This is a genomic window from Brenneria sp. g21c3, from assembly GCF_040240345.1.
GTDB lineage: Bacteria > Pseudomonadota > Gammaproteobacteria > Enterobacterales > Enterobacteriaceae > Brenneria.
In genome coordinates, this window is sequence record NZ_JBEIAB010000016.1 from 43,297 (window position 1) to 67,011 (window position 23,715).

Annotated in this window: 20 protein-coding genes and 1 riboswitch; of the genes, 9 read left to right on the forward strand and 11 right to left on the reverse strand. The window is 53.4% G+C overall.

Annotated features, from left to right (window positions below; genetic code table 11):
- Positions 1 to 110 precede the first annotated feature (110 nt).
- A complete protein-coding gene (fumA, locus tag ABRZ28_RS19145; protein WP_330521161.1) occupies positions 111 to 1,754 on the forward strand; it encodes a class I fumarate hydratase FumA in 1,644 nt (547 codons plus the stop codon).
- A 202-nt stretch (positions 1,755 to 1,956) separates the two neighbouring features.
- Entirely contained in the window at positions 1,957 to 2,817 is an 861-nt protein-coding gene (tehB, locus tag ABRZ28_RS19150) for an SAM-dependent methyltransferase TehB (protein ID WP_330521162.1), read from the forward strand.
- A gap of 94 nt (positions 2,818 to 2,911) precedes the next feature.
- Here the strand turns inward: tehB and ABRZ28_RS19155 are convergent, their stop codons facing one another.
- Complete coding sequence (locus tag ABRZ28_RS19155) at positions 2,912 to 4,462, reverse strand: alpha/beta hydrolase-fold protein (RefSeq protein WP_330521201.1); 1,551 nt, start codon at positions 4,460 to 4,462, stop codon at positions 2,912 to 2,914.
- 229 nt (positions 4,463 to 4,691) lie between these two features.
- Between ABRZ28_RS19155 and ABRZ28_RS19160 the strand changes: the two genes are divergently transcribed.
- Positions 4,692 to 6,902, forward strand: coding sequence for a TonB-dependent siderophore receptor (locus ABRZ28_RS19160; RefSeq protein WP_330521164.1), 2,211 nt, complete (start codon positions 4,692 to 4,694; stop codon positions 6,900 to 6,902).
- Positions 6,903 to 6,976: 74 nt separating this feature from the next.
- On the opposite strand, the gene ribB is transcribed toward ABRZ28_RS19160, so the two are convergent.
- Positions 6,977 to 7,630, reverse strand: a complete 654-nt coding sequence (gene ribB / locus ABRZ28_RS19165) for a 3,4-dihydroxy-2-butanone-4-phosphate synthase (RefSeq protein ID WP_330521165.1) — start codon at positions 7,628 to 7,630, stop codon at positions 6,977 to 6,979.
- A 141-nt stretch (positions 7,631 to 7,771) separates the two neighbouring features.
- A riboswitch (FMN riboswitch) is annotated at positions 7,772 to 7,962 on the reverse strand.
- A 215-nt stretch (positions 7,963 to 8,177) separates the two neighbouring features.
- On the opposite strand from ribB, the gene ubiK reads away from it, so the two are divergent.
- Positions 8,178 to 8,462 (forward strand): ubiquinone biosynthesis accessory factor UbiK, encoded by a 285-nt coding sequence (gene ubiK, locus ABRZ28_RS19170; RefSeq protein WP_319605704.1) that lies wholly within the window; start codon positions 8,178 to 8,180, stop codon positions 8,460 to 8,462.
- Between the two features lie 42 nt (positions 8,463 to 8,504).
- Here ubiK and yjeH read toward each other — a convergent pair whose 3' ends face one another.
- Positions 8,505 to 9,758, reverse strand: coding sequence for an L-methionine/branched-chain amino acid transporter (gene yjeH, locus ABRZ28_RS19175; RefSeq protein WP_319605703.1), 1,254 nt, complete (start codon positions 9,756 to 9,758; stop codon positions 8,505 to 8,507).
- Positions 9,759 to 9,870: 112 nt separating this feature from the next.
- The gene (zipA, locus tag ABRZ28_RS19180; RefSeq protein ID WP_319605702.1) at positions 9,871 to 10,833 is read right to left on the reverse strand and encodes a cell division protein ZipA; all 963 of its coding nucleotides are present in this window, start codon (positions 10,831 to 10,833) and stop codon (positions 9,871 to 9,873) included.
- Between the two features lie 223 nt (positions 10,834 to 11,056).
- Between zipA and cysZ the strand changes: the two genes are divergently transcribed.
- The 5 genes from cysZ (at position 11,057) to crr (ending at position 15,993) form a co-directional block, all read left to right on the forward strand.
- Positions 11,057 to 11,830 (forward strand): sulfate transporter CysZ, encoded by a 774-nt coding sequence (gene cysZ, locus ABRZ28_RS19185; RefSeq protein ID WP_319605701.1) that lies wholly within the window; start codon positions 11,057 to 11,059, stop codon positions 11,828 to 11,830.
- 151 nt (positions 11,831 to 11,981) lie between these two features.
- On the forward strand, positions 11,982 to 12,950 hold the full coding sequence (cysK, locus tag ABRZ28_RS19190) for a cysteine synthase A (protein WP_319605700.1): 969 nt from the start codon (positions 11,982 to 11,984) through the stop codon (positions 12,948 to 12,950).
- Positions 12,951 to 13,392: 442 nt separating this feature from the next.
- Positions 13,393 to 13,650, forward strand: coding sequence for a phosphocarrier protein Hpr (gene ptsH / locus ABRZ28_RS19195; protein ID WP_005971891.1), 258 nt, complete (start codon positions 13,393 to 13,395; stop codon positions 13,648 to 13,650).
- A 58-nt stretch (positions 13,651 to 13,708) separates the two neighbouring features.
- Complete coding sequence (gene ptsI / locus ABRZ28_RS19200; protein WP_319605699.1) at positions 13,709 to 15,436, forward strand: phosphoenolpyruvate-protein phosphotransferase PtsI; 1,728 nt, start codon at positions 13,709 to 13,711, stop codon at positions 15,434 to 15,436.
- 47 nt (positions 15,437 to 15,483) lie between these two features.
- Positions 15,484 to 15,993: a PTS glucose transporter subunit IIA gene (crr, locus tag ABRZ28_RS19205; RefSeq protein WP_319605698.1), complete on the forward strand. Its 510-nt coding sequence runs from the start codon at positions 15,484 to 15,486 to the stop codon at positions 15,991 to 15,993.
- A gap of 81 nt (positions 15,994 to 16,074) precedes the next feature.
- Here crr and ABRZ28_RS19210 read toward each other — a convergent pair whose 3' ends face one another.
- The 7 genes from ABRZ28_RS19210 to ABRZ28_RS19240 all read right to left on the reverse strand — a co-directional run bounded on the left by ABRZ28_RS19210 (position 16,075) and on the right by ABRZ28_RS19240 (position 23,618).
- The gene (locus tag ABRZ28_RS19210; RefSeq protein WP_319605697.1) at positions 16,075 to 17,466 is read right to left on the reverse strand and encodes an ATP-binding protein; all 1,392 of its coding nucleotides are present in this window, start codon (positions 17,464 to 17,466) and stop codon (positions 16,075 to 16,077) included.
- On the reverse strand, positions 17,466 to 18,146 hold the full coding sequence (locus ABRZ28_RS19215) for a response regulator transcription factor (RefSeq protein WP_319605696.1): 681 nt from the start codon (positions 18,144 to 18,146) through the stop codon (positions 17,466 to 17,468). The genes ABRZ28_RS19210 and ABRZ28_RS19215 overlap by 1 nt, the downstream gene beginning before the upstream one ends.
- A 295-nt stretch (positions 18,147 to 18,441) precedes the next feature.
- On the reverse strand, positions 18,442 to 19,323 hold the full coding sequence (gene cysM / locus ABRZ28_RS19220; RefSeq protein ID WP_330521172.1) for a cysteine synthase CysM: 882 nt from the start codon (positions 19,321 to 19,323) through the stop codon (positions 18,442 to 18,444).
- A 56-nt stretch (positions 19,324 to 19,379) separates the two neighbouring features.
- A complete protein-coding gene (cysW, locus tag ABRZ28_RS19225) occupies positions 19,380 to 20,270 on the reverse strand; it encodes a sulfate/thiosulfate ABC transporter permease CysW (RefSeq protein WP_330521173.1) in 891 nt (296 codons plus the stop codon).
- Positions 20,270 to 21,103, reverse strand: a complete 834-nt coding sequence (gene cysT, locus ABRZ28_RS19230; protein WP_330521174.1) for a sulfate/thiosulfate ABC transporter permease CysT — start codon at positions 21,101 to 21,103, stop codon at positions 20,270 to 20,272. Before cysT ends, cysW begins: the two co-directional genes overlap by 1 nt.
- Complete coding sequence (locus ABRZ28_RS19235) at positions 21,103 to 22,131, reverse strand: sulfate ABC transporter substrate-binding protein (RefSeq protein WP_330521175.1); 1,029 nt, start codon at positions 22,129 to 22,131, stop codon at positions 21,103 to 21,105. The genes cysT and ABRZ28_RS19235 overlap by 1 nt, the downstream gene beginning before the upstream one ends.
- Positions 22,132 to 22,718: 587 nt before the next feature.
- Positions 22,719 to 23,618: a Dyp-type peroxidase gene (locus ABRZ28_RS19240; protein WP_330521176.1), complete on the reverse strand. Its 900-nt coding sequence runs from the start codon at positions 23,616 to 23,618 to the stop codon at positions 22,719 to 22,721.
- Positions 23,619 to 23,715: the final 97 nt, after the last annotated feature.

Consider the following 23,715-nt stretch of genomic DNA (forward strand, 5'->3'; position numbering starts at 1 on the left):
CTTTTGCATTTGTGCCCGATGCGTATGCAGCCAGTCAAGCCTTATGCGAAGGTTATTAGCATCATGCAGGATATAAACCCACTAATAATGCGAACGCAAGTGAGAAAAAAATGTCGACTAAACCCTTTTATTACCAAGATCTTTTTCCACTTAGTAAGGATGACACCGAATATCGCCTTCTCAGCAGCGACTTTGTTTCTGTTACGCAATTTGAAGGACAGGATATTCTGAAAATCGAACCGGAAGCGCTTACCCTTCTCGCCCAGCAAGCCTTCCATGACGCCTCTTTCTTTCTTCGCCCTTCTCATCAGCAGCAGGTCGCCAGCATCCTTCACGACCCCGAAGCCAGCGAGAACGACAAATACGTCGCGCTGCAATTTCTGCGCAACTCTGAAATCGCCGCCAAAGGCATTCTGCCGACCTGTCAGGATACCGGCACGGCGATTATCGTCGGCAAGAAAGGCCAACGGGTCTGGACCGGCATTAATGACGCCGAAGCGTTGTCCCATGGCGTTTACAACACATTCACCGAAGATAACCTGCGCTACTCGCAGAATGCCGCGCTGGATATGTACAAAGAGGTCAACACCGGCACCAATCTGCCGGCGCAGATCGATCTCTACAGCACCGAGGGCGAAGAGTATAAATTCCTGTTAGTCAGCAAAGGCGGCGGTTCCGCCAACAAAACCTATCTGTATCAGGAAACCAAGGCGCTGCTGAACCCCGAAAAGTTGAAATCCTTTTTGCTGGATAAAATGCGCTCGCTGGGTACGGCCGCCTGTCCGCCATACCATATCGCCTTTGTCGTCGGCGGCACCTCCGCCGAAACCACGCTGAAGACCGTCAAGCTGGCGTCGACCAAATATTACGATGAACTGCCCACCGAAGGTAATGAACACGGTCAGGCATTCCGCGATCTCGCGCTGGAGCAGGAACTGCTGCAAGCCGCGCGCGATTTCGGCCTGGGCGCGCAGTTCGGCGGTAAATATTTCGCCCACGATGTGCGCGTTATCCGTCTGCCGCGTCACGGCGCGTCCTGCCCGGTCGGGATGGGCGTCTCCTGTTCGGCTGACCGCAATATCAAAGGGAAAATCAATCGCAAAGGGGTTTGGCTGGAGCAGCTTGAACACAATCCGGGTAAATATATCCCCGAAGAGCTGCGTCAGGCGGGTGAAGGCGATGCGGTGAAAATCGACCTTAACCGCCCGATGCCGGAAATTCTGAAAGAGCTGTCGCAATACCCGGTTTCCACCCGCCTTTCCCTGACCGGCACCATCATCGTCGGTCGCGATATCGCCCATGCCAAACTGAAAGAGCGTCTGGATAACGGCGAAGGCCTGCCGCAATACGTTAAGGATCACCCAATCTATTACGCCGGCCCGGCGAAAACCCCCGCCGGTTACGCTTCCGGCTCATTAGGCCCGACAACGGCCGGACGCATGGACTCCTACGTGGATCTGCTGCAAGCCAACGGCGGCAGCATGATCATGCTGGCGAAAGGCAACCGCAGCCAGCAGGTGACCGATGCCTGTCACAAACACGGCGGTTTCTATCTCGGCAGCATCGGCGGCCCGGCGGCCATTCTGGCGCAGAACAGCATCAAGAGCCTGACCTGCGTGGAATACCCGGAACTGGGTATGGAAGCCATCTGGAAGATTGAAGTGGAAGACTTCCCGGCTTTTATTCTGGTTGATGATAAAGGCAACGATTTCTACCAGATAATCCAGTCCTCGCAATGCGCAAAATGTAGTTAAGGTCACGGAATACCCCGGCATTTCGCCGGGGTATTTTTATCTTAATCCCCAGCCAACCTGACTGGGAACATCCCCACTGTTACCGCAGCGAAAGCGATTCCATATCTCGCCGCCAATAAAGATGCATTTAAAATACATTTTTATAGTCAACCTGTGTGCGGCTTTATAGAATACGGTAATAAACCTATCCACCGAGGTAACCATGCAAGATCTCATTTGCTATAAGAAAATGCCGCGCTGGAACAGCCATACGCTGCCGGCCGCTTTTCGGGAAAAACACAACACGCAGGAGGGAACCTGGGCCAGACTGGCCATTCTGCAAGGAGAAATGACCTTTTCTCTGTTAAATGAAAATGGCGATACGCAGGAAACACATCATTTCTGCGCACAACATCAACCATCGTTTATTGCGCCGCAGGTCTGGCACCGCATCGTTTCCTTTTCTGACGATCTCGAATGTCAGTTAAGCTTTTTCTGCACGCCGGAAGATTTCTATCGAAAAAAATATGATCTTTCCCGCACGCATTCCGATGTAATTGACGCCATGCGCTATGTCCAGCCCGGCAAAACGCTGGATTTAGGCTGCGGCGGCGGACGCAACGCGTTGTATTTGAATCTGCGCGGCTTTGACGTCACCGCCTGCGACAAAAACCAGCACAGCATTGACGCGTTGAATGACATTATCAAAAGCGAAGCGCTGAAGAACATTCAGGCCCGCGTTTACAATATCAACCTGGCGGAAATCGGGGAACAGTACGATTTTATTCTCTCGACCGTGGTGTTCATGTTTCTGGAGCGCGAGCGCATTCCACACATTGTTCGCAATATGCAGGAACATACGGCACAGGGCGGATATAACCTGATCGTCGCCGCCATGTCGACCGATGACTATCCCTGTCCCATTCCGTTTTCCTTCACGTTTAAAGCGGGGGAACTGAAGAACTATTATGCCGAATGGGAAATCGTCAAATATAACGAAGACATCGGCGAATTACATAAAACCGACGAGAACGGCAACCGAATAAAACTACGCTTCGCCACGCTGCTGGCAAGAAAGCAATAGACGATGGAAATGGCTTTATCTCTCAGGTAATCAGCCGACGATCCCCGTCACCGCTCACCGATGACGGGGATTCAGACTTGCCGCCGCTAGGTTGCTAACGCAACAGCACCTTTATGCCATGCGGTATGGCCTCACACCAGCTGATATAGTCATGCCCGCTGGATCTTTCGGCATGCTCGACATCGTAGCCTTTACTTTTCAATAGGTCATAAAAATGGCGATTGTTCATTAATATGCCGCCGTTATCGCCTCTGTTTTCAAAACGACCCGCCTCAAGATAAAAACGAATCGCCTTCTTATCGGATGCGGCAAACTGTCTGATTAGCCATTCACCCTCTTCGTCTTTCGGCGCCCACCAGTACGAACCCGACATGCTCAGCACGTTGCCAAATATCGCCGGATATTGATAAGCCACCCAGGCCGAGGCAAGCCCGCCATAGCTGGAGCCGGAAACAATGGTTTTATCCGCCGTCGTATTAATCCCTTTCTGCGCCAACCAGGGTATTAATTCTTTGGCCATAAAATCCGCAAAATCGGGGTTAGGAGGAAGCTCTTTCTCTCTGGTTTCCGCATCGATAACATCAACAAAAACCAAGGTGACAGGAGGGATTTCTTTATCCGCTATCAGCTTATCCAGCACCTTATGTATATGATATTTCTTCATATACGTCTTTCCATCAAACAGAAACACCACATTTCGAGCCTGGTTATCGCCGTGACTCAACGTCGGTTCGTAAATCGCAATTTCACGATTGTTTTTCAACGTTGGGCTATAAAAGGTAAAAGAATTAACCACGCCGTGCAGTTTCTGGCCATCAGACAATCGGGCGCGGCAGACTTTATCGCCCGCCAAATTCAACAATGAATGATGATTATATTTATCCTCGGATGGATAAGGGCTGGCCTGAGGATTAAGCGGATCCGCCTGGGCGGTAATCAAAATCGCTCTGCGCTGCTCCCGCGCCGACGAGGTTATTTCAGGTACATCCGGCGCGATTTTATATGACATCAGGGTATCGGCGGGGACGATATAGCTGCGAAACCAGACATCGCTGCCCGGCAAATGAAATAACGGATCGTGATCGCCGGAAGGCGCGCCCAGAATATACGCATTCTGTCGCGCGCCGCGCCAAAGAAAAGTCACAATACGGTTCTGCTCATCGTAAGGCTCGACCATCGGCGCGCCGGATAACGTCCGCTCCCGCCAAAATTCCGTACTCTTTCCACCGCTATCGATAGACGTTTTTAACCGGGTTATCGTTGGGCTGATAATTTCATTTTGCAGCTCAACCTTCAGGGGAACGGCGGTATGTGGTATCAACTGAATTTGATATTGATCCGAGGGATTGCCGCGAATAACAAAGGTATATTTTTTATCCTGATGAATATCAAATACCCCCTTGTTCTCCGATGTTATCGGCATATCGGCAAACAAAGTGCGAATATGCTTGCGCTGCTCATCGGCCAGAACGAGCGCGCTTCCCCCTTTAAGCACCACATTAAAATAAAAACCCGCCTGCAACGGCAGTGTAAAACAATCTTTTCCCTGTGAATTAAATTGCCCCCGAATAACCGAATCGGACGCGTCCAGCGACTCATGTCTGCACGTTTCGGCATAAACGTTGGCGGCCCCCAATGACATCATCACAGCCACGACTCCGCTCATTTTCAAGTGTTTCACATTCACCCTGCCATACATGAAGTTGACGTTAAAGATTGGCAAATCAATTTTGATCAGGCTATCACAAACATATAAATACAAATAGCAATCATTGGCATTTGCATTTATTAATATGTTACCGTTTGAGCCGCGGAATATAAAACGCATTCCTAAAACCATATTTTTTACATTTATTTAAAGAGTTAAATACATTATGTCTCATAAAAAAACAGGGCTGGGTAAGAAAACACGACGACTGGACGGGCGCTTCTCCCGTCTGTTATTGACCACCACCGCCACACTGCTCCCATGCTCGTTGGCCGCGGCGGCGACCACAACCAACTATGCGGAGCCGGGGAAGGCGGAGACGCTGGTCGTTACCGCTCAGGCGAATGAAAATCCGACGGCGCCACTGAAAGGTTTTGTCGCCAAGAAAAGCACCTCTGGAACGAAAACGGCGACGGAACTGGTCAAAACGCCGCAATCCGTTTCCGTCGTCACCCGCGATCAAATGGATGTACAGGACGTCTCTTCCGTTTCGCAGGCATTGCGCTATACGCCCGGCGTCTTCACTGAGTATCGGGGCAATTCAAACCGCTATGACGAGTTGTTCATCCGTGGATTCAGCTACGCGCCGCGTTTTTTGGATGGATTAAGTTACGGCAATACGGCGGCGTCGCAGAATGGCTCGGTTGAGCCGTGGCTGCTGGAGCGCGTGGAAGTCGTCCGTGGCCCGGCCTCCGTTTTGTACGGCCAGGTCAGCCCCGGCGGTTTGATCAATATGATCAGCAAGCGCCCCACCACGGAAAATATCCGCAAAATTCAATTTAAAACCGGCGACGACCATTTAGCGCAGGCCGCATTGGATTTAGGCGGGAAATTGAATGATGAAGGCACGCTGTTTTACCGGCTGAACGCCATTGGCCGCACAAAAAACTCCCAGGTAAAAGACGTTAAAGAACAGCGTTTTGCCATTGCGCCATCCATCACCTATCAGCCAAATAGCGATACCAGCTTTACCCTGCTGACCAGTTTCCAGCGCGATCCTAAAGCCGGATACAGAAACTTTTTACCGGCCTCCGGAACGGTATTTAATACGGCGCAGGGCAAAATCCCGCGCGATTTCAACGTGAGCGATCCTAATTACAACGAATCCTGGCGTGAACAAAAATCCATCGGCTATCTGTTTGAGCACATCATTAATGATGTCTTTACCGTACGTCAGAACGTACGGTACTCGGATATCGAGCAACGCTACCGCTACCTGGTATTCGGCAATCTTGTGCAAGAAAATACGACCCTATTAAACCGGTTTGCGCAGGTAGAATGGCGCAAAACCCAGGAAATGACGGTCGATAACCAGCTTGGCGCGCAATTCAACACCGGCGGATTGGAACACAACGTATTGGCCGGTCTTGATTATAAATGGAATAAAGACAAGCAAACGCTGAACAGAAACAGAACCTCCAGTCCTATCGACTGGACCAGCCCGCAGTACGGGCTGAGCTTCGATGAAAGCACCTTCAATCCGCTGACCAATCAGCGTCAGATGCTTGATCAGATTGGCGTTTATCTCCAGGATCAGATGGAATGGAATAACTGGAACCTGCTGTTGTCCGGCCGGCAGGATTGGGCCGAAGTCAGAACTTACAACCACCTGACGAGTAGCCAGGATCAGCAGAATGACCATAAACTGACGGGACGCGCGGGGCTGCTATATGCCTTCGACAATGGGATTTCGCCTTACATCAGCGCCAGCACCTCATTCGAACCGGTGCTGCAACGTAATACCAACAGCAGCAGGTCCTTTGACCCCACCACCGGCCGCCAGTACGAAGTCGGGGTAAAATACCAGCCTCGCGACAGCGAGACCATGATGTCGGTGGCGCTGTATGACTTACAGCAAACCAACCTGCTGACGCGGAAAAACAGCCTGGTCGATTATAAACAAATCGGTAAGGTCGGTTCACGCGGCGTGGAAACCGAGTTACGTTCCAAGCTGACGGACGAACTGAGCGTCATCGCCACTTACTCCTATACCGACGCCAAAACCAAACGTACCGAAGTTGCGGGGACGGAAGGGAAAAAACTTGCACGCGTTCCCGCCCACCTCGCCTCCCTGTGGGGTAACTATGAATTCCAGAGCGGTCGGTTGGCCGGGCTGAGCGCCGGCGTCGGCGCCCGCTACGTCGGCAGTTCATACGGCGATACGAAAAACAGCTTCAAGGTGCCGTCGGTCAACCTGTATGACGCCATGCTGGGCTATGACTTAGGCAAAGCGGCACCCCAGCTAAAAGGCGCGTCAATCCAGGTCAACGTCAACAACCTGTTTGATAAAGACTATGTCGCCTCATGCGCCTCCACCACCTCTTGTTTCTATGGCATTGGCAGAACCACGACATTAACGGTGAACTACAGTTGGTAAACTGATCAGCGCTGAGAGATATGATAAAGGGCCGAGATCGTCGGCCCTTGATTAGCGATTGGCTTGCGGGAAAATCAGCTCGCTTTACGTTCCGCCGCCTGACGGTACGCCACGATATCTTCAATGGTTAATACCGGCATATCATGCTGTTTGGCAAAGGCGATCACTTCCGGCGCCCGCGCCATGGAACCGTCATCGTTGCTCAGTTCGCACAGTACGCCCGCCGGTTTCAACCCTGCCAACGTCGCCAAGTCTACCGACGCTTCGGTATGTCCGCCGCGAGTTAACACGCCGCCCGGCTGAGCGCGCAGCGGGAAAACATGCCCGGGGTGATTCAAATCGCTCGGTTTGGCGCCATCGGCGATTGCCGCGCGGATGGTGGTGATACGGTCAGCCGCGGAGACGCCGGTAGTGACGCCTTCGGCCGCTTCGATAGTGACGGTGAACGCGGTCTGATAGTGGCTGGAGTTATGCGCCACCATCATCGGTAATTCCAGTTGCTGACGACGCTCTTCCGTCAGGCACAGGCAAACAATGCCGCTGCCGTGGCGGATGGTCAGCGCCATTTGTTCTACGGTCATATTTTCAGCCGCAAAAATCATGTCACCTTCGTTTTCACGATCTTCATCGTCCAGCACCAGTACGCCACGACCTTGACGCAGGGCGTCAAGCGCATGTTCCACACGTTCAAGCGGAGTGCCAAATTCAGAAAGTAATGTCTGATTCATGGTAAAAAACCTCAATGTTATTATGGATTACCAGAATCAGGGCGAGACTAAGGAGTCACCGTCGCAACAGACTGCATTGCAAGGGCTAAAAAATAACGCGAGTGGGTAAACGCTATAATCATATCATTACCCGACAGGTACCGTTACTCTCTCCCGTCCGGACTCTAACCGTCGGCTCCGGAATTACACCGGATCTGCTGACCTCACACAGGTAAACCGAACTCTTCGTCGGGAAACCAAACAGTGAGCGCTCGCGGGCTTCCAACGCGTATATAACAATATACGGCTGGTTTACCGCCGGTGGGGAATTACACCCCGCCCTGAGAATAAGCGGATTTACTATAACGCCAATGAAGTAACAGGGCAATTGATTAGCCACAAGAAATGTGATGCGACGCCAGGGAATAATCGCCGGGCGCCGCCCATCGATTTCAGACGAAAACTTGAAAGATGAACAGGATAAATGTGAGTTTTAGTTTATCCCTCCTCTAACTAGCATTACACTAAACGCTATAATCATCCGAAATCACATAATCAGGAAAGCGCCATGATTGACCCGAAAAAGATTGAACAGATCGCCCGTCAGGTGCATGAGTCCATGCCGAAAGGCATCCGGGAATTGGGCGACGATGTAGAGAAGAAAATTCGCCAGGTGTTACAGGCGCAGTTTAGCCGGCTTGACTTAGTCAATCGCGAAGAGTTTGACGTGCAGACTCAGGTACTGCTGCGCACCCGTGAGAAAATCGCCCGGTTGGAACAGCGTCTGACCGAGCTGGAAGCGAAATTCTCCGACGCGGAGAAGCCGACGACCACCGAGCCAGATAGCGAATAAACGATATCACCGACGCCTCCGCCGCCTGACGGAGGCGTTGCATCAATGCAGCGCCAGTTGCGTTTGTTTATGCGGCAGAAAAAGCCAGAGCAACGCCAGCATAATTAACGCATAAAGCGATTTCCAACCGATCATCAATAACAGCGCGCAGCAAAGCAGGCTGCCGATCATCGCCATGACTCTGGCCCGCCCTTTCAGCAGACGCCATCCCGACAGCATACACAGCAGATAGATCAAAACAAAAACCCCGTTCGCATAAACGATAAGCCGTTCAAGCGGCAGTTGCAGCCAATAAATCAGCAGGCAACTCACCACGCAACATGCCACCACCACAAACAGCGCATTGGCCGGCGCCTGCCCGGCGGAAAGTTTGGTCAGCGCGCTGCCCGTCGGCGCCTGCGACCATACCAGGCGGGCAAAACCCTGGGTATAGATATTCACTGAAGCGAAACAGGCCAGATACCCGACGATACAGGCAATCCACAACCCTTGCTCGCCGAACAGCTGTACGACAATGCGCGGCAGCGACGAGGTAGCGCTCCAGCCTTCCCCATAAGCATGAAAATGCAGCACGGCGACGGTGCATCCCCAATAAACCGCGCCGGCCACCAACATCCCTATCAGCAACGCCCGGGGAAAATCACGTTCAGGCGAGCGGAACTCGGTCGCCATATGCGCGAAAGCTTCCAGACCGACAAAGCACCAGAACATCACCGCCAGCGAACTGAAGGTATTCGGCCAGGAGAGCGCATCGAGCGCCGGCCAGTCGATATGGGCGGGAGCGATCCCGCCCCGCCACCAGATGGCGGCCACCAAACCGACCACCAGCAGGGCGATGACGATCTGAATATTGCCGCTCGCCCCCGCGCTGCGCATCCCCAGCAACCCTATCCCGCCAAGCGTCAGCAATTGCACCAGCAATAGCCCATGCGGCCCCCAGCCAAACGCGGCCTGCCAGAAACCGGCGGCAATCTGCAACGCGGCAGGTAAACCAAGCGGGATAACCGAAAGAAATAACCAGCCGCTGACCCGAGCCAGACGAGGGCCAAACGCCAGACTGACGAAATGGGCGGTTCCGCCCGCGTTGGGAAAGTGCTGTCCCAGCGCCGCAAAGCCAATCGCGATAGGGAAAACCAAAAGAATCAACAGCGGCCAGGCCCACAAGCTATCCTGCTGGGCAATCTGAGCGACCAGCGCCGGTACGGCAAAAACGCCGGTTCCCAGCAACGAGGTTGAAAGCAGTCCGACGCCTTGGATCATGCCCAGATCCTGTTTTAATCCTTTTGCTTCACTCACAGCCATTAATCCTATTTTTCAATACGTTTCCGTCACCGACCCTCGGCAGGTAACCCATGAAGTAAAAAAGCCCCCGTAAAAGGAGGCTTTCAAAACAACGATTCGTTCCGCGTCAGGAATTGGCTTTCAAGACATCCCGAATTCGCGCTTTGTAAGATTCGACTTTCTGCGGCGTCATCATTCGGCGCTCGTCATCAAGCACAACGCCGCCGACATCATCCGCTATACGCTGCGCCGATTGCAGCATCAGTTTGAAGTTCTGACCGGCATCGCCATAAGAAGGCACCATCATAAACATGGATACGCCGGGGGTGGTAAAGTCCGACATTTCATCCGGATTAAACGAACCGGGTTTCACCATGTTGGCCAGACTGAACAACACCGGCCCGGCGCCGGCAGGATTGACGTGACGATGGAAGATATTCATTTCCCCGAACTGGAACCCCGACTGCAATACGCTTTGCAACAGCAGTTCGCCGCCGATAACGCCGCCCTGATGCGCGGCGACGTGCAGAACCAAAACCGCTTCTTTCGGTTGCTCATTCTGCTCGGGTTGCGTCGAAGGCGATGGCGATTGAGCGGCCGTGGATGCATCTTGCTGCGCGCGCTCATGCACGTCATCCGCAGACACGGACTCATCAGCCGGCGTGAACGCTTTTCGCGGCGGCATATCCAGTTGAGGCTCAACGACTTTGGGACGGCCATCGCTATGAATCTGAGAACGCGGAGAATCAACCGGAGTGGCTTCGTCTAACAGCGGATCGTATGACGACGCGGATTGAGCAGGCGCATTTCCAAACGGCGACGGGGTTTCGGCGCGCGTTTCCTCATCCGCACCATAGCTGCCCAGGGAAGGCTCGTTCTGTGCGCGTCCACTCTTCACGCGAACCTCGCCGACGCCCTCGTCGAGCTCCTCAAGCGGGGTTTCATCCCGTTCTTTTTTCAAACGTTTAACCGGGCGATCACGAAAAAGGGACGAACGCTCTTTACGACTCGTCCACAAGCCGTGCAGTAACAGCGCTATTATAGCGATCGCACCAACGACGATTAATATCAGACGCAAGTCCTGCATCATTGCTATCCCAATTGTTCCAATACATTGCCACCGCGGCAAAGACTTATGTATCACTAACTCTATTTGCCTGCGTACACAAGTGCAAGTCTGCGCGGTACATTATGACAATAAAGATAGATACAACGCATTTTTTTGCTGTTTTTTCATCCAAATGCAGGCTGGTCAGTATAAAATCATCCCGATATGATGCAGCCATGCATAGACAACTGAGAATCCTGACTTCATGCCTTATTTAAAACCAGTTAGTAAACCACGCAGCGGCGTCCACTATTTTCTCGAAGGCTGGCGTTTGATTTCGCTGCCCGGCATCCGCCGTTTCGTCATACTGCCTTTACTGGTGAATATTCTGCTGATGGGCGGCGCGTTCTGGTGGCTCTTCACGCGCCTTGGCGATTGGATCCCCCAGGTTATGAGCCATATTCCGACATGGCTCCAGTGGCTTAGCTATCTGATCTGGCCGATCGCCGTGCTATCCATTTTATTGGTTTTCGGCTATCTGTTCAGCACCATCGCCAATTTCATCGCGGCCCCGTTCAACGGTCTGCTGGCCGAACAGCTGGAAGCGCGCCTGACCGGTCAGTCATTGCCCGACAGCGGCATACTGGGCATCGCCAAAGACGTTCCCCGCATTATGAAGCGGGAAGTCCAGAAGCTGGCTTATTACCTGCCGCGCGCCGTTGTTCTGCTGTTGCTCTATTTTATACCGGGGGTCGGACAGACTCTCGCGCCCGTGCTTTGGTTCCTGTTCAGCGCCTGGATGCTGGCTATTCAATATTGCGATTACCCTTTCGATAATCATAAAGTCAGCTTTCCCATCATGCGTCAGGCATTACGCCGGCATAAAGTGATCAATATGCAGTTTGGCGCGCTGATCAGCCTGTTTACGCTGATTCCGTTTCTGAATCTGGTCATTATGCCCGTGGCGGTTTGCGGCGCGACGGCGCTGTGGGCCGAGCGTTATCGCGATCTTTCCGCCGTGCGGCCAAAACAACCGTGAGAGCCGGCGCACATTGATGAATGTTTCACCTTGTAATGAAAACATATTTCCTAAGAACATAACGATATAGCAATTCTTTACTTCACTGACGGGTGCGAACGAGTATTCTCTCTATGTTCGCAAAAATTTCATACAGTTATAAGGACGGGCTATGAGCAAGATCTACGAAGACAATTCTTTTACAATCGGCCATACGCCGCTGGTTCGCCTGAACCGTATCGGCAACGGACGCATTCTGGCTAAGGTTGAATCGCGTAATCCCAGTTTCAGCGTTAAATGCCGTATCGGCTCCAATCTTATCTGGGATGCGGAAAAACGCGGCGTGCTGAAAAAAGGTGTCGAATTGGTCGAGCCTACCAGCGGCAATACCGGTATCGCTTTAGCCTACGTGGCCGCCGCCCGTGGTTACAAGCTGACGCTGACCATGCCCGAAACCATGAGTATCGAACGACGCAAGCTGCTGAAGGCCCTGGGCGCCAAACTGGTTCTCACTGAAGGCGCGAAAGGCATGAAAGGCGCCATCGCCAAGGCTGAGGAGATCGTCGCCAGCGATCCTGAACGTTACTTGCTGCTACAGCAGTTCAGCAACCCCGCCAACCCGGAAATTCATGAAAAAACCACCGGGCCGGAAATTTGGGAAGATACCGACGGCGCTGTCGACGTCTTTATCGCCGGCGTCGGTACGGGCGGTACGCTGACCGGGGTAAGCCGTTATATCAAGAATACCAAAGGTAAAGCCATCACCAGCGTGGCGGTAGAGCCGGCGGATTCTCCGGTGATCACCCAGGCATTGGCGGGTGAGGAGATCAAACCGGGTCCGCATAAGATTCAGGGGATCGGCGCCGGCTTCATTCCGGATAACCTCGATCTGAAACTGATTGACCGCGTAGAAAGAATCACTAACGAAGACGCCATCAGCACGGCTCGCCGTTTGATGGAAGAAGAAGGTATTTTGGCAGGGATCTCTTCAGGCGCCGCCGTTGCCGCCGCGCTGAATCTGCTAAAAGAGAAAGAATTTGAAGATAAAACCATCGTGGTTATCCTGCCCTCTTCCGGTGAACGTTACCTGAGTACCGCACTCTTCGCAGACCTCTTTACCGAGCAAGAATTGCAGCAATAAGTTTACTGACCGCCGCAGGGCATAAGTAAACCGAATGTTAAAAAAGCACCTATTCAGGTGCTTTTTTAGATGCATTTTTGTGGCGTAGTTCAAACTTTCCATCATATGTGGATTGCTTTTCTGGCTTAGGTCTAGTATTTAACCGAACAATTATTTCGATGCGTGAAATTAATAACCGCCAGGGAATCGCCCTTCGCTGAATCGATTTAACTGACGCAACAATGGTTGTATCATCGTTTTGCTTATCCGGTTCAAAGAAAGATTCAGGAACCAGGTGATGTTTGGTGGTATTTTATGCAGGAAATACTTTTGCGTTTCCTTGCCGCATCCCGGCCTGCCCCTGTAACATAATCAGGTGCTAACCACACAGGCTAAAGTTTACTGCATGCACTAAACTTTAGTTCCACAACATCAATCTAATCCATAAGTTGGGGAATACAGAATGTTCCAGCAAGAAGTGACTATTACCGCACCGAACGGCCTGCACACTCGTCCTGCTGCTCAGTTTGTCAAAGAAGCCAAAGGCTTTACTTCAGAAATCACCGTAACGTCGAACGGTAAAAGCGCCAGCGCAAAAAGTTTGTTCAAGTTACAGACACTCGGCTTAACTCAGGGTACTGTGGTTACCATCGCCGCAGAAGGTGAAGACGAACAGAAAGCTGTAGAACATCTGGTTAAACTAATGGCTGAGCTTGAGTAATAGACAAGCCTTACAGACAAGCTTTTTAGTGAACATCAGAATCGAGTAAGGTAGGGTTATGATTTCAGGCATATTAGTATCACCGGGTATCGCTTTTGGTAAGGCACTTTTGCTGAAAGAAGATGAAATAGTCATCAACCGGAAAAAAATCTCTGCGGATCAAGTAGAGCAAGAAGTTGAACGTTTTCTGACTGGCAGGGCCAAGGCCGCTAAACAGCTGGAAGCCATCAAGATCAAAGCGGGCAAAACGCTTGGCGCAGAGAAAGAAGCCATCTTCGAAGGCCACATCATGTTGCTGGAAGATGAAGAGTTCGAGCAGGAAATCATAGCCCTGATTAAAGAAGAGCATGCTTCTGCCGACGCGGCCGCGTATTCCGTCATTGAGAATCAGGCAAAAGCGCTCGAAGAGCTTGACGATGAATATCTGAAAGAACGTGCGGCGGACATGCGCGACATCGGCAAACGTCTGCTGAAAAACATTCTTGGCATGACGATTATCGATCTGGGCGATATCGAAGACGAAGTCATCCTGGTCGCCGCCGACCTGACGCCGTCGGAAACCGCGCAGCTTAATCTGGATAAAGTACTGGGCTTCATTACCGACCTGGGCGGCCGTACTTCCCACACTTCCATCATGGCCCGCTCGCTGGAATTACCGGCGATTGTCGGCACCACGGATGCCACCAAACAAGTTAAAAACGGCGACTTCCTGATTCTGGATGCGGTCAACAACAAAATCTATCAGAATCCATCCGCTGAAGTTATCGACGAATTAAAGGCCGTTCAGCAACAATACAACACAGAGAAGCATGAACTTGCCAAACTGAAGGATCTGCCGGCCATCACGCTGGACGGTCATCAGGTGGAAGTGTGCGCCAATATCGGCACCGTACGCGATGTCGCCGGCGCGGAACGCAATGGCGCGGAAGGCGTTGGTCTGTATCGTACCGAATTCCTGTTTATGGATCGCGACTCCCTGCCGACCGAAGAAGAGCAGTTCCAGGCTTATAAAGCCGTTGCTGAAGCCGTTGGCGCCCAGGCCGTTATCGTGCGCACCATGGATATCGGCGGCGACAAAGACCTGCCGTACATGAACCTGCCGAAGGAAGAGAACCCATTCCTCGGCTGGCGCGCTATTCGTATCTGTCTGGATCGTAAAGAAATTCTTCATGCCCAGCTGCGCGCAATCCTGCGGGCGTCCGTATTCGGCAAGCTGCGCATCATGTTCCCGATGATCATCTCCGTCGAAGAAGTACAGGCGCTGAAAGCGGAACTGGAAATGCTGAAAGGCCAGTTGCGGGAAGAAGGCAAAGCATTCGACGAATCCATTGAAGTGGGTGTAATGGTTGAAACGCCGGCGGCGGCGACCATTGCTCACCATTTAGCGAAGGAAGTTGACTTCTTTAGTATTGGGACAAACGATTTAACCCAGTATACTCTGGCAGTTGATCGGGGTAATGAGCTGATCTCTCATCTCTATAACCCGATGTCCCCAGCAGTATTGACCCTGATTAAACAGGTGATTGACGCATCCCATGCCGAAGGTAAGTGGACAGGAATGTGTGGTGAGCTCGCTGGTGACGAACGTGCTACACTACTGTTATTGGGAATGGGTCTGGACGAATTCAGTATGAGTGCCATCTCTATCCCACGCATCAAGAAAATTATCCGTAATGCAAATTACGAAGATGCGAAGGCGCTGGCGGAACAGGCGTTAGCCCAACCAACGGCACAAGAGTTGAGCAACTTGGTGAGCCGCTTTATTAAAGAAAAAACGCTCTGCTGAGTCCGCTATACTGACGCTGGCCCAATATTAACGCTTAGGAGAAGATCATGGGTTTGTTTGATAAATTGAAATCTCTGGTTTCTGATGATAAGAAAGACACCGGCAGCATCGAAATCATTGCGCCGCTGTCTGGCGAAATCGTCAATATTGAAGATGTTCCTGATGTCGTGTTTGCTGAGAAGATCGTCGGTGACGGTATCGCTATTAAACCTACGGGCAACAAAATCGTCGCTCCGGTAGATGGCACTATCGGCAAAATTTTTGAAACCAACCATGCTTTTTCTATCGAGTCTGATAGTGGTATTGAATTGTTCGTTCACTTTGGTATCGACACCGTCGAACTGAAGGGCGAAGGTTTCAAGCGTATTGCTGAAGAAGGCCAGCGTGTGAAGAAAGGCGATCTCATCATTGAGTTTGACCTGCCGCTGTTGGAAGAAAAAGCCAAGTCTACGTTGACGCCGGTGGTTATCTCCAATATGGATGAAATCAAAGACCTGGTTAAACTGAGCGGCACCGTTGTCGTTGGTGAAACGCCGGTTATCCGTATCAAGAAATAAATCACATCGTCATTGATGATTTGAAAACGGCGCCCTGATTGGCGCCGTTTTTATTTTTACGGGATGGCGTTCGGCGTTATTTTACTGCCAACGGGGAATGCACAGGCAGATAGTCAATCCGCCCTGCGCGCCATTTTCCGCTTCAATGCGTCCGCCGTGGGCCAATACGACTTTACGGGCGATGGCCAATCCCAGACCGTATCCTTTACCAGAAACCGGTGATTCGATGCGGACAAAGGGATCAAAGATACTGGATAGCTTACTTTTATCCACGCCTGGCCCCTGATCGGCGACACGTATCGTCCATTCGCTTTCGTCGCCCTTCAGCGAAACATTAACCTTCTGCGCCCGGGAAGAAAAACGCAGCGCATTACGGACGATATTATCGATCGCCCTGCGCATCAGTTCCGCATTCCCTTTCACCGTGTGATCCAGATTTTCATCCGCCTCAAACAGGATATCAACCCCGGGGATCTGCGCTTCATAACGCGCATCGTTGACCACGGCTTTCACCAGCCCCAGTAAATCGAAATACTCTTCGTCCATGCCGGCGTTCTGGGTACGCGATAACGCCAGCAGTTCGCCAATCATCTTGTCCATGCGGGCCGCTTCACGTTCTATCCGCAACAGCGAACTTTCCGTATTATCGGTGTTCTGATGAGCCAGCCCTATCGCCAACTGTAATCGCGCCAGAGGCGATCGCAGTTCATGCGACACATCATGCAATAACTGCTCTCTGGTACTGACGAGTATATCCAGCCGCTCGACCATCGAGTCAAAGTCACGCGCGACTTCGCTGATTTCATCATGACGCTTGCGCATCAACGGCAACAGGCGCACGGTGAGATCGCCTTGAGCCACGCGGCCAAACCCCGCACGCAGTTGATCAAGCGGTCGGGCCAGGTTCCAGGCCAACAGCCAACTGAAAAGCAATCCGCAAAAACCGCCGATCAAAAACAAAGGCATAGGTACATTGAGGATCTCCCGCGGCCTGGCGGGAGGACGAAACTCGCTACGCAACCGGCTGGTATCGTAGCGAACCTGATACCACTCGCCCTGCGGCCCCTGAACCTGCCTGAGCATACTGGCCGGCGCAAACTCATCGGACTCGGGAGAGAGCTCAAGCCCCTTTCCGGGCTTTGGTTGATCGCCTGGATTTGAGCCAGACTGAGGATGATGCCCCATGTCCTGCTCGGATAAGGGCTGCGATGAGGAGGTGACCGCAATATAACGCCTGTCCTTTTCAGGCCATTGCGCCATCACGGCCTGCCACTCCGCTAAACCGCCATGCTGCAACACGGCCAACGCAATGCCCGACTGCATGGCGGCGACATGCGTAACTGCCGTCTCCTCCATGGATTTATGCGGTTGACCGTACAAAGAAAACGCCAGCCATAACAGCTGCGAGATGATGATAAACGTCAGCCAGAACCCCAGCAATATTTTCCAGAAAAGCCGTCCGCGTATCATCATCAACGAATCCGGTATCCCACGCTGCGCACGGTTTCGATGGTCATCGTATTCCCCTCCAACGCGCCGAGTTTCTGGCGAATATTGCTGATGTGTACATCCACGCTGCGGTCGTAGGCCTCACGCCGACGTCCCAGGCACTTTTCCGACAGCTCGTCTTTGGAAACAACCCGTTCCGGCGCCCGTAACAGCAACTCCAGCAAGTTAAACTCGGAGGCGGTGAGATCGAATGCCTGCCCTTTCCACTCGCTGCTGCGGGTTGCCGGATTAAGCACCAGATCGCCATAGGCGGCGACGCTATCGTCCTGTTGTTTGCTCGGCCGATCGTCGTAACGACGCAGCACCGCCCTGAGACGAGCGACCAGTTCCCGCGGATAGCATGGCTTCGGCATATAGTCATCGGCGCCCATTTCCAGCCCGATAACGCGGTCGATATTATCGCCTTTCGCCGTCAGCATAATCACCGGCAGCTTTTGGTTCTTTCTGATTTGACGCAATACATCGATACCGCTCATGTCGGGCAGCATAATATCCAGAATGATCGCGGTATATTCCCCTGACATCGCGCCATCAATGCCTTCTTTGCCGGTCAGTACCCTTGATGTAGCAAACCCTTCAGCATTCAGGTATTCGCAAAGCATATTCCCCAGTTCTACGTCATCATCGACCAGTAAAATTTTCATCTCTGTCCCCATTCGCGGATGTATCGTGCATTCTCAGGCCTGGCATCAATCTTGGCAGCCGGATTTACAGAATCCTTACCCTTCATTTACCGTATCCGATAAATTTCAAGATGAAGGGTATAAAGATCGCCGCTGCTTTTCCATACACAGCGTAGATTAACCGTTTAGCTCCCCGCTATACATGGATCGTGACGGCGGGTACTCGTTCAGGAAAAGGCCGGCACGGTACGTTGAAGATTGGATTACGGTGACGCCGAATGTTGAATTTTCAGCGCGCGATTGACGTCTACGACGCCTACTCGAATACGCCGGTCGATAAATAGCGGTCGCCCCGATCGCAGGCGATCGTCACAATCACGCTGCCGGGGTTTTCCGCCGCGATACGCAACGCGCCCGACACTGCGCCGCCGGAACTGACGCCGCAGAAAATGCCTTCCTGCCGAGCCAGGCGGCATAAGGCGTCTTCCGCTTCCTGCTGTGAAATATCCATGATGCGATCGACCACATCCGCATCGAAAATACCCGGCATATATTCCGCCGCCCAACGGCGAATGCCGGGAATATGGCTGCCTTCGGCGGGCTGTAGCCCTACCGTAACGATGTCGTCGCGCTGCGCTTTCAGATAGCGGCTGACGCCGGAAATGGTGCCGGTGGTACCCATACTGGAAACGAAATGGGTCAATTTCCCTGACGTTTGCCGCCAGATTTCCGGGCCGGTGGTCAAAAAGTGGGCGAGCGAGTTATCCGGGTTGTTAAACTGATCGAGAACTTTCCCCTCGCCCGACAGCGCCATCTGGCGGGCTAAATCGCGCGCGCCTTCCATCCCTGACTGCCGGCTGACCAGAATCAGCTCGGCGCCGTAAGCGCGCATCGCGGCCTGCCGTTCCTGACTCATATTTTCCGGCATCAACAGACGCAAACGATAGCCTTTAACCGCGGCGATCATCGCCAGCGCGATACCGGTATTGCCGCTGGTCGCTTCGATCAATCGATCGCCGGGCGCGATATCGCCACGGCGCTCCGCCTGCTGAATCATGGATAACGCCGCGCGATCTTTAACCGATCCGGCCGGATTGTTCCCTTCCAGTTTCAGCCACACTTCGCTGTCCGTTCCCTGCGTCAAGCGCTGCAATTTCACCAGCGGCGTATTGCCAATACAATGTTCAAGCGTTGTCACGAATTAAATCCTAAAAAATTCCATCACCGACGATGTACGATGGAAGCGGTAAAACGTTAATGTTGATCGGGCGGATGATGTTCCCGCCCGCGCGCCAGTTGCCGGGCGACGCGCCACTGTAACGCGCTTTTGACGAACAGCGTCAGTATCGCCATCACCGTGAGTAACGCCGCGGCGGTAAAGGCGCCGACGGTGTTATAGTCCTGATGCAGCAGTTCCACCTGCAACGGCAAGGTGTAGGTTTCGCCGCGGATCGCGCCCGAAACCACTGACACCGCGCCGAATTCGCCGATCGCCCGCGCATTGGTCAATACCACGCCATACAGCAGCGCCCAGCGGATATTCGGCAGCGTCACTTTGCAGAACATTTGCCAGCCCGACGCGCCGAGCAGCACGGCGGCTTCCTCCTCCTGACTGCCCTGATTCATCATCACCGGCACCAGTTCCCTGACCATAAACGGGCAGGTGACAAAGATGGTGACCAGAACGATACCCGGCCAGGCGAACATCAGTTGCACCCCATGCGCATCCAGCCAGCCGCCGACCGCCCCGTTGGTGCTGTAAAATAGCAGATACAGCAGGCCGGCCACCACCGGCGAAACGGCGAAGGGGATGTCGATCAGCGTCAGCAGCAACTGCCGCCCCGGAAACTGAAAACGCGTCACCAGCCAGGCCATTAGCGTGCCGAATACCAGATTGACCGGCACGGCGATCGCCACCACCAGCAGCGTGAGGCCTATCGCATGCAGCATTTCGGGATCGCTCAGGTTACGCCATACGCCGCCGAACCCCTGCGAGAACGCTGCGGCAAAAATCGAGACCAGCGGAATGACCAGCATAATCAGCGATAATATCACCCCCAGCGTAATCAACGCCCATTTCCCCCAGTTGCGCGACGGGCGGACAGGATGCTTCGGTTGCTGAGTCACGGTAAAAGGATCGGCCATTAAACGCTCCGGGTTCGCTGGCCAAAACGGCTTTGCACCACGTTGATGGCGAATAATAACAGCAAAGAAGCGGCCAACACCACGGAGGCAATCGCACTGGCGGCCGGAAAATCAAACTCCTGAAGACGCATAAAAATCATCAGGGAGATCACCTCCGTTTGCCAGGCCATATTGCCGGCAATAAAAATGACGGCGCCGAACTCCCCCAGACTGCGGGCCAGCGACAACGCGGTGCCGGTTAATAACGCCGGGGTCAGCTCCGGTAGAATCACGTAGCGAAAGCACTGCCAGCGATTCGACCCCAGCGTTTGCGCCGCCTCTTCATATTCCGGCCCGAGATCCTCCAGCACCGGCTGCACGGTGCGCACCACGAAAGGAATGCTGGTGAACGCCATCGCCACCGTAATCCCCAGCCAGGTATAGGAGACCTTGATGCCGTATTCCGCCAGCCAGGCTCCATACCAGCCAGTGGTTGAAAACAGCGCGGCCAGCGTCAGCCCGGCCACGGCGGTAGGCAGCGCAAAGGGCAAATCCATCAGGCCGTCCAGCAGCGCGCGGCCGGGAAAGCGATAACGCGTCAGGATCCAGGCCATCAGCAGGCCGAACCCGGCGTTAAACAGCGTGGCGACCCCCGCCGACAATAAAGTCACTTTATAGGCGGCGACAACCTGCGGATAGGAGATCACCGCCCAGTACTGCGCCCAGCTCATATCCGCCAGTTGCATCGCCAGCGCGCTCAGCGGCAATAGCAGAATCAAACAGATAAACAGCAAACTGCTGCCCAGACTCAACGCAAATCCCGGCAGCACCCGCTTACTCGCGACGGAAAGCATTATTGACGACCGGCCGCCAGCAATTTATCCAGCTCGCCGCCGGTTTCAAAATGGGTTTTCATCACCTGCGGCCAGGGGCCGAACTGCTCTTCCACCTGGAACAATTCGGTAGCGGGAAAACGGGATTGCAGCGTTTGCATCAGCGCCGGATTGTTCACGCGGTAGTAAAAATCGGCGATGACCTGCTGCGCCTCCGGGCTGTAGAGATAATGCAAATATTCCCTGGCCGCCTGTTCGGTGCCGTTGCCGGCGACGTTCTTGTCGATCCAGGCGACCGGGAATTCGGCCCGCACATTCACCTTCGGCACAATGACCTCATAGTTCTCCGTGCCGTACTGCTGGCGAATATTATTCACCTCCGACTCAAAGCTGATCAGCACATCGCCAAGCTGACGCTCGACAAAGGTAGTGGTCGCGCCGCGGCCGCCGGTATCAAACACCGCCACATTGGCCAGAAAACGTTTTATCCAGTCGCGGGTTTTCGCCTCATCCCCGCCGTTGGCCTGACTGGTGGAGCCCCAGGCCGCCAGATAGGTGTAACGGGCGTTGCCGGACGTTTTGGGGTTGGGGAAAATCAGCTTAACGTCGTCGCGCACCAGATCGCTCCAGTCATGAATCTCTTTCGGATTGCCTTTGCGCACCAGAAAAGCCATGGTCGAGTAGAACGGAGAACTGTTATTCGGTAAGCGGCTCTGCCAGTCGGCGGGGATTAACTGCCCGCGATCGTGCAGGATCTGCACGTCCGTCACCTGATTGTAAGTGACCACATCCGCTTTCAGTCCTTGCAGAATCGCCAGCGCCTGTCTGGAGGAGCCGGCATGGGATTGCTTGATGGTCAGCGGATCGTTCGGGTGCTGCGCCAGCCACTGCTTTTCAAACCCCGGATTTAACGCGGCGAACAGCTCGCGGGAAACATCATAGGAACTGTTTAAAATCTCGGTGGCGGAAACATAACCCTGCCCGCCCAACAGTAATGACAACGCCAGGGAACCCTTTACCAACCAGTTTGTTATCGGTTTTTTATTCATCACTTTTTCCTGCCAGAGTTATTGTCGGGAATGCTTATTAAGAGACCAGTGTATGTGCAGGTTGGGGTCGGGCCAGGCAATTTATATAGAATATTTCGGGATTTTTAAGCATCGAAACGCATAAAAAATTGCCGGGAGCAATTTTTAACGTCGCTTGCGACGACCCGAAGGGTGGCGGGCAGGGATAGCCCGCCATAAAAAATTGCCGGGAGCAATTTTTAACGTCTCTTGCGGTAGGCTGAAGAATCCCCCACAACTCAGGGAAAGGAATGTCTGTAAGCACAGTGAGGGTTTCGTGCGCACTAACCTCAGTCGATTTCTGCAACCGTCGAAGCACGCGCCCGACATGGGGCGGCTCAGTCGCCGCCGCCCCATGACCCCGGGCTTTTCGCGAAATCGCGTCGCTACGCGATGCCTTCGGCGTTCGTGACCGCTGGTCGGGCCGCCAGTGACGCGCTCCCAGCGCGGCACTGGCTTTCGCGGCGTCCATGCCGCTCACCCGGCAGTCACGCCCACCTCAGCGCGATTTTTTACGCGAAGGAAAACCTTAAAAAAACAAATCTCCTGCGGGAGCGACTGGGCCGGGATTACAGCGCCAGCAGGCGATCCAGCGACGGCGCGAAGAAGTAGCTGCCGCTCACCGCGCGGGTAAAACGCAGCATCTCGTCACGCTTGCCGTCCAGGTCGCCGAACATGCTCAGCAACTGCTGCTCGATGTTATGCAGACGAGCGCAGTAGGCAATAAAGTAAAGTCCGTGCTTACCGCTGGCCGTGCCGTAAGGCAGGCTTTGACGCAGGATTTTCAGCCCCTTGCCGTCTTCTTTTAAATCAACGCGGCTGACGTGCGACGTCACCGGACGCTGTTCGGGCGGCAGTTCTTCGCTGTCCTGTTTGGTGCGGCCAATCATCTGCTGTTGCTGTTCAACGCTAAAGCGCTGCCACTGCTTCAGATTATGTTCCCAACGCTGGGTCAAAACATAGCTGCCGCCGGCATCCGGCTGACCCTCTGGAATGATCGCCACATCGTGACGGGCGTCGCCCTGCGGATTCTCGGTGCCATCCACAAAACCGCTCAAATCACGATCCTCAACCCAGCGGAAGCCGTGAATTTCCTCTTCCACATGAATGGCGCTGCCAAAGGCGGCCAGCGCGGCCTGCCCCAGACTGAAATTCACATCCTGTCGTAATGAATGAATATGGATCAGCAAATCGCGTTGGGTTGCCGGCGCCAGTCCTTTGCCTAACGGCGTAAACGGTTTGAGCTCCTGCGCGGAATTCTGGCAATCCAGATCGCGCCATACGTCAGAGCCAAAGGCGAGCACCGCGCCCAGGCCGGCATCGGGAAACTGCTGTTGCAGCTCGGACAACGCCTGGCAAAACTTTTTGCATCCCTGCCGGATGGCATCAAACTCCCCCTGGATCATGGCTTCCATATAAATGGCAAAACGGCGGTGCTCCAATAAAATACCGCTCTGAACTTGTGTCATCTTTGCTTCCTCAATCTAAGCATGCTTCTTTATTCTTGTTTGCCATGCACTATGCGCGGCCGGACTATCATACCGGAAGAAATCAGGGTTTTACTTT